Annotated in this window: 1 protein-coding gene; it reads left to right on the top strand. The window is 35.2% G+C overall.

What is annotated here, in order from left to right:
• Positions 1–1433: type ISP restriction/modification enzyme (locus tag ACFIKE_RS10550; RefSeq protein WP_375649846.1), on the top strand; the 1433-nt coding region annotated here is incomplete at both ends.

Genomic DNA, 1433 nt, shown 5'->3' on the forward strand with positions numbered 1-1433 from the left:
GATAGTTATATTCGTGCCATTCGCTGGGCAAGTGACCGTATAAAAGATTGTGGTGTGATTGGTTTTGTTACAAATGCAAGTTATATAGATACAAAATCTATGGATGGTTTACGCAAATGCCTAGTTGAGGAGTTTTCGAGCCTTTATATTTTCCATTTACGAGGAAATGCTCGGACTTCTGGAGAACAACGCAAAAAAGAAAGTGGTGGAATTTTTGGAGAAGGTTCTCGGGCGCCTATTGCTATCTCTATTCTCGTAAAAAATCCAAAATCCAAACAACAGGGGAAAATATATTTCCGTGATATTGGAGATTACCTCACAAGAGAAAAAAAGCTTAAAACAATTAAAGAATTTGGTAGCATTAATGGTATTACACGAAGTAAACAAGGTTGGCAAATAATCACACCAGATAAACATGGTGATTGGCTTGGTCAACGTGATAACAATTTCAAAGCATTTTTAGCCATGGGTGTTAAGAAAGGTCATGGTAAAAAGCTTTTTGAAAATTTTTCGTGTGGTGTTGTAACTAACCGTGATGCTTGGGTATACAATTCAAGCCATGAAATTTTAGCTAAAAACATAAGTAATATGATTGCCTTCTATAACAGTGAAGTAAAGCGTTTTAATAATGCTTATGGACATGTTGATCGTAAAACACTTACAAAAGTTGTAGACAATTTCGTCAATACAGATGCCAGAAAAATCAGTTGGAGCCGTGCTCTTAAACAAGATTTAGCAAAAGGAAAGATTTTTAAATTTGAAGCTACATGCCTTATGCAAAGTTTATATCGTCCTTTTACACAACAGTGGCTCTATTACAATCGTGCCTTTAATGAAATGGTTTTACAAATGCCGCGAATATTTCCGATAGGGGAAACGGTTGAAAATATGGTAATACAAATTACAGGTATAGGAGCAAGAAGATTTTCTGTATTGATGAATAAAGCCTTACCTAGTTTAGATGCAATAGAAAAAGGTCAATGCTTTCCAAGATATTTTTACGAACACACTCCAGTTTCAAAGAGTAAAAATAAAAACCAATCCCTTTTATTTACAAACTCTATAGAAGAAAGCACAACAGCTGGTTTACAAAGGCGTGATGCCATTACTGATGAGGGACTAGAACATTTTAAAGCCGCTTATCCTAATCAAACCATAACAAAAGATGATTTGTTCTATTATGTTTATGGGATTTTACATTCGGAAGATTACCGTGCTCGTTATGCTGATAACCTCTCTAAAGAATTGCCTCGCATCCCTTGTGTAAAGAATGCTGAAGATTTTTGGAAGTTTGTAACAGCTGGGCGTGAATTGGGTCATTTGCATGTAAATTATGAAGATGTGGAACCTTATCCCGTGACCTTTAAAAAGGGTAATCCAAAATTTACAGAGATCTCTAATCCTGAGAAATTCTATTACGTTACAGAAATGAA

The organism is Bartonella sp. MU70NMGDW, assembly GCF_042194085.1.
Lineage (GTDB): Bacteria > Pseudomonadota > Alphaproteobacteria > Rhizobiales > Rhizobiaceae > Bartonella > Bartonella grahamii.